Raw genomic sequence first — 8,069 nt, forward strand, 5'->3', positions numbered from 1 at the left:
GTGTAATTTTAAAAAGTTTTCAAATTTAAATGCGTTCGATAAGCTGTTTAAAATAGCCTTTTTCTTGTTGAATGAGTTCGCTGTAATGACCTTGTTCAACCAAATGTCCATTATCAATCACACAAAGTAAATCAAATTGCTCAATGGCAGTTAAACGGTGAGTTACCATAATCAGCGTTTTATTTTGACAATGTGTAAACAATAAATTCAGAATATGGCGTTCAGTATCACGATCCAATCCCTCTGTTGGTTCATCAAGCAGGATAATTGGTGCATCATTTAATAACACTCTAGCCAATCCTAAACGACGCTGTTCGCCTCCAGATAAAGGACGTCCGCCATCGCCTAACCATAAATCCAGCCCTTGATCTTGCTGAAGTAATTTCTCCAAGCCCACTTGTTGCAGAATGTGGCGCATTTTTTCATCTTCAATTTGTTGCTGGCTTGCAATTTGTAGATTATTGCGCAAAGTATCGCTAAAAATATGTACTCGTTGAGTGAGCAAACAAATATTGTTGCGTAGAGTTTCTTCGCTATAAACTTGGATTGGCTCACCTGCAAGTAAAAGTTCGCCTTGATTACAATCGTAATTACGCACTAATAATTGCAATAAGCTAGATTTACCACTTCCTGTTTTTCCTAAAATCGCAATTTTTTGCCCTGATTGAATGGTTAAATCAATTTGTTGCAATGCCATATCATTACGTTCTGGATAAGAGAAATTTACTTTTTTTAATTGAATAAGCGGCTGTTCATTGTTTTGTAAAATCTTATCGCTATCAAATTGTACCAAGGGCTGTTGATCCAGAAGTTCATTAATACGTTCTGCAGATGAAATCACTTGTCCAATATGCAAGAATGCAGCACCAATCGGCATAAGAATTTCAAATGAGGCAAGTGCAGCGAAGGCAAATAGCGCAATAAAAGCACTGTGATAGTCATCAATAGAAAATTGAGCTTTTGCTGCAAACCAAAGGGTTATAGTAACAAGTAAACCATTAGCAAAAACCACAAGTGCGGTGGATAATCCAGCTAAATTTGTTTCTCGTTGTTGATAGGATTGCCATTCTAGTTCAATTTCTTTCAATTTTTCCTTTGAGCTAACAGCAGCATTAAAGAGCAAAAGCTCGGCCTGTGACTGAATAAACTCAATAAAATAAGTACGATAAACTGAGCGAGATTGCGTTAATTTAGCACCAAACTTGCGCCCTAGCTGATAAAAAATCGCAGGTACAATTAAAAGCAGCAGTAATAAACTTGCACCGAGAAATAGGGCGATAGAAACATTAAATAAACTTAAGCCGATAGTAATAAAAGCAATGACAGTTACCGCACTAATAAAAGGCGCAATAAGGCGTAAATATAATGTATCTAAAGCATCTACATCTGCCACTAGGCGATTTAGCAAATCACTGTTGCGATAACGATTAAGCACTGCTGGGCTTAAAGGAATCAATTTACTAAAGACTTGTACTCGCAATTTTGCAAGCACTCGGAAAGTGGCATCATGAGTGACAACTTTTTCAAAATAACGGGTCACAGTCCGCCCAATAGCCAAGCCTCTAACGCTTGAAGAAGGGTAGAAGAAATTAAACAATGCACCAATGCCAGCTAAAGCCGTTGCAGCAAGAAACCAGCCAGAAAGGGTTAATAAACCGATGCTTGATGCCAGGCCTGCAATCATTAATATCCCCCCTAAAATGAGGGTAAATTTAGCGTGTGAAAATAAGCGAATAAAAGGAAGTAAAGCTCGCATTATTGAATATCCTGTTTTCGTTGAGCTAAAAGTTCTGCAAAGAAGCCTTCTTGTTTTAGTTGTTCAAAATGCCCTTGTTGTACAATTTGACCTTGCTGCATAACTAAAATCTGATCACATTGTTTAAGATCTTCAATTCGATGCGTGATCATTAAAGTGGTTTGATGCTGGCTAATTTGTTGTAATGCCTGTAAAACGGCATTTTCAGATTGTGCATCAAGACTAGCTGTTGGCTCATCAAGTAGTAATAGATTGCCTTGACGTAGTAATGAACGTGCAATAGCAAGGCGTTGTGCTTGCCCAACAGATAAACCAATTCCGCCTTCTTTAATTAAGAAATCAAGCCCAAGTTGATCGCAGAAAGATTTTGCTTGTGCTTGTTCTAAGGCTTGAGCAATTTGCTCATCCGTGGCTTGAATATCCCCTAAAAGTAAGTTCTCTTTAATAGTACCTTGCAATAGCAATGGATTTTGTCCTACCCAAGCAATGTTTTTACGCCATTCGTTTAGGGATAATTCTCGTAATTCGATACCATTAATTTTCAGGCTTCCTTGATAATTTAAGAAACCGAGTAATACATTAATTAATGTCGTTTTACCTGCACCACTTTGTCCCACTAAAGCCGTATGACTTTTCGCACTTAAACTGAAGTTTAGTGGTGCGGTTAAAGGATTGCCTTGTGGTGAAAGTGCAATAAGATTTTCTGCTGTAATTGCTACCGCACTTTTAGGATCAACAAGCTGGCTTTTTTCATATTGTTGTGAATTAACTTCTTGCTCTAAGAATTTTACGATTTCATCAGCAGCACCAATTCCTGCTGCACGATCATGATAATAAGTACCTAGATCACGTAGTGGTTGATAAAATTCAGGGGCAAGAATTAAGCAGAAGAAACCCACAAACAAAGTCAATTCAGTGCTATACGTACCAAAAGTAATTTGCCCTAAATAGCTAAATCCAAAATAAACCGCCATTAATGCAATGGAAATAGAAGTAAAAAACTCTAAGACGGCAGAGGATAAAAATGCCATTTTTAACACTGTCATCGTAGTTTCACGAAAATCTTCAGTGCTTTCTTCAATATGTTCAGTTTGTTCTTTCGTTTTATTAAAAAGGCGTAAGGTTTCTAATCCACGTAAACGATCTAAAAATTGTCCACTCAATTTAGCTAAAGCAGACATATTTTTTTGGCTACTATCCGCTGCTGCTAAGCCAGCTAAAATCATAAAAATAGGAATGAGTGGAGCAGTAAGCGCCAAGATTAATCCAGCTGCCCAGTTTAGCGGAAAAACAGCGATTAAAATTACAACAGGGACAATAGCGGAAAGGGCTTGTTGTGGTAGGAAACGAGCATAAAAATTATGTAGGTTTTCTACTTGTTCTAGCATTAATGTTGCCCAACTTCCTGCAGATTTTTGGTTGATCATCGCTGGGCCAGCTTGATGTATTTTGTGGAAAATTTGCTGGCGAATATGATGGCGCAATTGTTGACCGCACTTAAAGCCCACTTTTTCCCTTGCCCATAAAATCAAACCTCGTAGCGCAAAGCCAATAATCAGCGCTAAAAAGTGCGGTAGTAATTCGCTGCGTTCTGTATTTAAAATAATGAGTTGATGAAGTAGGTAGCTTAAAATATAGGTTTGCGCAACTAAAATAATAGAAGAAATAGTTGCAAGGATAATATTAAGTGCAAGCAGCTTTTTGATCGGCTTTTGTTGTTGATGTAGCCATTTGAAAAGGTACTTTTGGCGTGATTTTTCCATTGTTTCCAGAAGTTATTTAAATATTTGTGGGGCGAATAATTCGCCCCAATACAACAAGTTTAATTATTTTTGTGCATCTAAAAAGCGTTCAGCATCTAATGCCGCCATGCAGCCAGTTCCTGCCGAAGTAATTGCTTGGCGATAATTGTGATCCATGACATCGCCAGCGGCAAAAACCCCTTCAACAGAAGTTGCAGTTGCGTTGCCTTCTAAGCCTGATTTCACCACAATATAACCATTATTTAACTCAAGTTGGCCTGCAAAAATTTCAGTGTTTGGTGCATGACCAATAGCAATAAATGCACCTTCTAATTTGAGTTCTTCAAAACTTTCTGTTTGTGTATCTTTTAAACGAACACCTGTTACGCCCATGTTATCGCCTAAAACTTCATCTAAAGTGCGGTTGGTATGCAGGACAATTTTTCCTTCTTCCACTTTTTTGTTTAAGCGATCAATTAAGATTTTTTCTGCACGGAAAGTATCACGGCGATGAATTAAATGAACTTCAGAGGCTATATTAGCAAGGTATAAGGCTTCTTCTACAGCAGTGTTACCACCGCCAACAACGGCAACAGGCTTATTGCGATAAAAGAAACCATCACAGGTTGCGCAAGCAGAAACGCCACGGCCTTTGTATGCTTCTTCTGATGGTAAACCTAAATAGCGAGCAGATGCACCAGTGGCAATGATGAGAGCATCACAGCTATAAGTTCCAACATCGCCAAAGAGTTTGAATGGGCGCTCAGATAAATCCACTTTATTGATATGATCGAATAGGATTTCAGTATCAAACTTCTCCGCATGTTGTAACATTCTTTGCATTAACTCGGGGCCTGTTGTATCGCCAAAATCGCCAGGCCAGTTTTCAATTTCGGTCGTGGTGGTTAATTGACCACCTTGTTGTAACCCTGTCACTAATACAGGTTTTAAGTTTGCTCTTGCCGCATAAATCGCTGCTGTATAGCCAGCAGGTCCAGATCCTAAAATAAGTAGTTGACTATGTTTAATCTCAGACATAAAAAATCCTTGTTGGTGAAATGTTACGGAATTGTAGATGCGCTTATTATAGAGATTTCAAGAATTAAATCTATAACTAAATAGAGGCCCTATACCAATGATATAGGGCATTTATCCTAGTTTAATGGATGTTGTATCTTAAGTGCGGTTAAATTTGATAATCGTCTTTGAGTAAATGTTTATAGGCGAATAAATAAGAGGCTCCAACAAAGGTTGCTCCACCAGTCACATTGCCTAAAAATACTGGGATCATGTTAAAAAAGAATTGTCCCCAAGTTACATCGGCACCAGCCCAGATCCCAGCTGTAATAATAAACATGTTCGCAACAAAATGTTGTAACCCAATAAGAACGAAGGTCATGACAGGGAACCACATAGCTAAAATTCGTCCAGAGGTTTGTTTTGCCCCAAAATAGAACCAAATTCCCATACAAACCATCCAGTTACAAGCGATGGCTGATATAAATGCACGCCCAAAGTCCATATTGACTTTGGCTTCTGCAATAGCCATAGTTTTTGCTGTGGCAATACCTTCACTTAGTCCCACATAATGACCTAAGAAAAATGCAATGGTAACAGCACCAGCTAGGTTACCAAGGCTTACAATGATCCAGTTTCTCAATAACTTACGAAAATTAACTCGATGAGTAAATTTACCTAAAGCCATCATCATCATGTTCCCAGTCGCCAGCTCCCCACCACCAATCAATATACAGATTAAACAAATAGGGAAGACCATGGCGCCGAGTAAATTTGCAATTCCTCCCCAATCCGCTGGAATGCCACTGACAACACGCAAATAAGCTAAATAACCAAAGCCGACGTAGCCACCTCCAAGGAAACTGAGAATAGCTAACATTTTTATACTGCTATTAGATTTTGCTGAACTCTTATCAATAACTTCTTGAAGAATTTCAAAAGGATAAAGATCTCTATTTTGCATAAGCATACCCCTGTAAATATTGAAAAAACATGGAGTAGAATGTAGCTAAGTTGATGAGAAAAAAGAAATAACCCTTGGTTATATTTTATAACTGGAGAGAAAAAATGAGGTGAGCATTGCCCACCTCAAGAATGTTATTTAGCTGAATAATATCCGCCCATAGCGCTATAAATTGCATTTTGGCTTTGAATTAAGCTGTATTTGGCATTCAAAATAGCAAGTTGAGAGGATTTTTCTGTATTCGCAGCATTTAGCCATTCCCTTAATTCTGAAATGCCTGCATCATAACGATTTTTATAGTATTGTGTGATGCGTTTATTGTAGTTATAGGTTTCTTGTAAATTAGCAAAATTTTCTTTGGCTTGGCCGTAAGAAAAATAGCGACTATCGATTTCATTTAAGGCTTTGGTAATACTTTGTTCAAAATTAAGCCTTGCATTTTCATAAGCTGCTTCAGAAATTTTGACATTCCATTTTACTGTATTCCAGTTTAAGAAAGGTAAGTTTATTGCTACTGTACCAGCTGCCATAGGTACATTAAAGGCATTATCAATTTTATTACCGCTTGATGAGAGTCCCGCGCCTATTGTAATAGAAGGGAACCAGCTTTTTTGCATTGATTTCGCATTTTTAAATGCACTATTTAGGCGATATTGAGCACCTTTGATATCAGGACGATTGGCAATGGTTGATAAAGGAACATTTAAATTTACTTCCGCACTTTTTACTCCCAAAATACTTGGTGTTTTAATCTTCAGATCTTCGTTTGGTTTCAAATTCAGTAAATTACGTAGAGTGGTTTCCGCCACTTTTTTCTGTGTTTGATAATTAATCAGATTATTACGAGCTCTAAGTACAGCTTGTTGAGCTTGATCAGAGCTAGCTCGATCAGCGATACCTTGCTGGAATTTATTCTGCATAATGCGATTAATTTGCATATAGTAATTAATAGTTTGGTTTGTTACGTCAATAGCATCGTTCAAATAAGCAAGTTGATAGTAAGTTGTGACAACAGAATTGATTAAAGACAGCTTGGTTGCTTGTAAATCTTGCTGTGTAGCAGAGTGCGTCCATTCCGCAGCTGATGCTTTATCCGCTAAGCGACGCCATAAATCTAAGGTGTAGCTAATATTGAGTGAGCCACCATGAGTAATTCGGGAATTTCCCCCTTCATTGATATTTTTTACGGCAGAAGCATTAACACCTGTTTGGTTGGTAAAATTCGGCACTAAATTTGCACCAACTAGGTTGGCATTATACAGCGCTGTATTAACGGCAATAGCAGCTTTTGCAAGATCTTTATTATTTGCTAAGGCTTGAGTAACAACTTGGTTAAGTTGTGCATCGTTGTATAGTGTCCACCAATTTTCCTGAATATTATATTGTTGAGTGAGTTCTTCATATTGTTGAAAATCTTGCTGAGCCGTTTGGTAACTATCATCAATATTGGCGCAACTAATTAGGGCGCTTGACATTACTAAGGCAAAAGTAATTTTAGAAAGTTTGAACATAAGTTTTCCTTATTTAATCTTATATAAACAGAAAAAGTGCGGTATTTTCTACCGCAGTTTTACACAAATTTTATCATGATTTTATTCATGTGCTAATGCGTTGATCGGGTTTAATTTAGAGGCATTTTTAGCCGGCATATAGCCGAAAATTATGCCGATCAAAGTTGAACAAATAACGGCTGTAATGATCGAGGATGTGGAGAATATCATCGTAAAATCAGTCATAACCATGTTAAATAACGTACCTAATACAAGAGAAAGTAAAATTCCCGTTATTCCATCAATTAAGCAAATCAAAATAGCCTCAATTAAAAATTGTTGCAGAATATTAAACTGCCGTGCTCCAATCGCCATTCTTACGCCAATTTCTTTGGTTCGTTCTGTTACTGAGACCAACATAATATTCATAACGCCAATTCCACCTACAACCAATGAAATTAAAGCAATGGAAGAAATAAGAATTCTCATCGTATTTGTTGTACTTTCGATACTTTGTTTGATCGTATCTGTATTCATAACAAAAAAGTCTTTTTTGCCATGGCGTACAGTAAGTAAATGAGTCAGGCTTTTTTCAGCAATAACGGAATTAATTTCATCTTGTATTTTTACCGTAATTGAATCAATTTTGGTATTGCTTGAAATCTTATTCATTGCTGTGGTGTAAGGAATATAGATATTCAAGCTATTACTAGTCATTCCCATATTGTTTGACGTAGCTGCTACGCCTATTATTCGCAATGGTTTTTTATTGATCATAAAAATCTTACCAAGTGGATTTTCGCCGTTAAAAACTTGTTTTAAGGTGTTTTCATCTATTACTGCCACTTGTTGATTATTTTTAACATCATTTTCGCTAAAAAAAACTCCCTGTTTTAAACGCAAGCCTTTGACATTAAAAAATTGCTCACCCACACCACGCACTTGCGCTGTAAAGTTTTGATTGCCATAAGTTAAAATGCCATTGACAGCACTATTCGGCGTGCTACTAACAATATAACTTTGTTTAGAGAGGATATTAGAATCTTCAACGGTAAGATTTTGCATATGTGGCGCTCGTCTATCACCACACCTGTTCGAAA

At 37.3% G+C, this 8,069-nt stretch carries 6 protein-coding genes; all 6 read right to left on the minus strand.

Going from position 1 to position 8,069, the window contains the following annotated elements; translation table 11 throughout:
- Nucleotides 1-25 precede the first annotated feature (25 nt).
- Nucleotides 26-1,756 (minus strand): heme ABC transporter ATP-binding protein/permease CydC, encoded by a 1,731-nt coding sequence (gene cydC, locus B0186_RS01575; RefSeq protein WP_078217629.1) that lies wholly within the window; start codon nucleotides 1,754-1,756, stop codon nucleotides 26-28.
- On the minus strand, nucleotides 1,756-3,519 hold the full coding sequence (cydD, locus tag B0186_RS01580) for a heme ABC transporter permease/ATP-binding protein CydD (RefSeq protein WP_078217630.1): 1,764 nt from the start codon (nucleotides 3,517-3,519) through the stop codon (nucleotides 1,756-1,758). Before cydD ends, cydC begins: the two co-directional genes overlap by 1 nt.
- A gap of 63 nt (nucleotides 3,520-3,582) precedes the next feature.
- Nucleotides 3,583-4,536, minus strand: a complete 954-nt coding sequence (gene trxB / locus B0186_RS01585) for a thioredoxin-disulfide reductase (protein ID WP_078217631.1) — start codon at nucleotides 4,534-4,536, stop codon at nucleotides 3,583-3,585.
- 148 nt (nucleotides 4,537-4,684) lie between these two features.
- Nucleotides 4,685-5,479, minus strand: a complete 795-nt coding sequence (locus B0186_RS01590) for a formate/nitrite transporter family protein (protein ID WP_078217632.1) — start codon at nucleotides 5,477-5,479, stop codon at nucleotides 4,685-4,687.
- 134 nt (nucleotides 5,480-5,613) lie between these two features.
- Nucleotides 5,614-6,990: a toxin/drug exporter TdeA gene (gene tdeA / locus B0186_RS01595; RefSeq protein ID WP_078217633.1), complete on the minus strand. Its 1,377-nt coding sequence runs from the start codon at nucleotides 6,988-6,990 to the stop codon at nucleotides 5,614-5,616.
- A gap of 81 nt (nucleotides 6,991-7,071) precedes the next feature.
- Nucleotides 7,072-8,069: ABC transporter permease (locus B0186_RS01600; protein WP_143411918.1), on the minus strand; the 998-nt coding region annotated here is incomplete at its 5' end.

Source organism: Canicola haemoglobinophilus, assembly GCF_002015075.1.
Classification (GTDB): Bacteria; Pseudomonadota; Gammaproteobacteria; order Enterobacterales; family Pasteurellaceae; genus Canicola; species Canicola haemoglobinophilus.

Coding starts and splice junctions, on each gene's coding strand:
- cydD (WP_078217630.1), bottom strand. CDS start 3,519: ATGGAAAAATCACGCCAAAAGTACCTTTTCAAATGGCTACATCAACAA.
- trxB (WP_078217631.1), bottom strand. CDS start 4,536: ATGTCTGAGATTAAACATAGTCAACTACTTATTTTAGGATCTGGACCT.
- B0186_RS01590 (WP_078217632.1), bottom strand. CDS start 5,479: ATGCAAAATAGAGATCTTTATCCTTTTGAAATTCTTCAAGAAGTTATT.
- tdeA (WP_078217633.1), bottom strand. CDS start 6,990: ATGTTCAAACTTTCTAAAATTACTTTTGCCTTAGTAATGTCAAGCGCC.
- cydC (WP_078217629.1), bottom strand. CDS start 1,756: ATGCGAGCTTTACTTCCTTTTATTCGCTTATTTTCACACGCTAAATTT.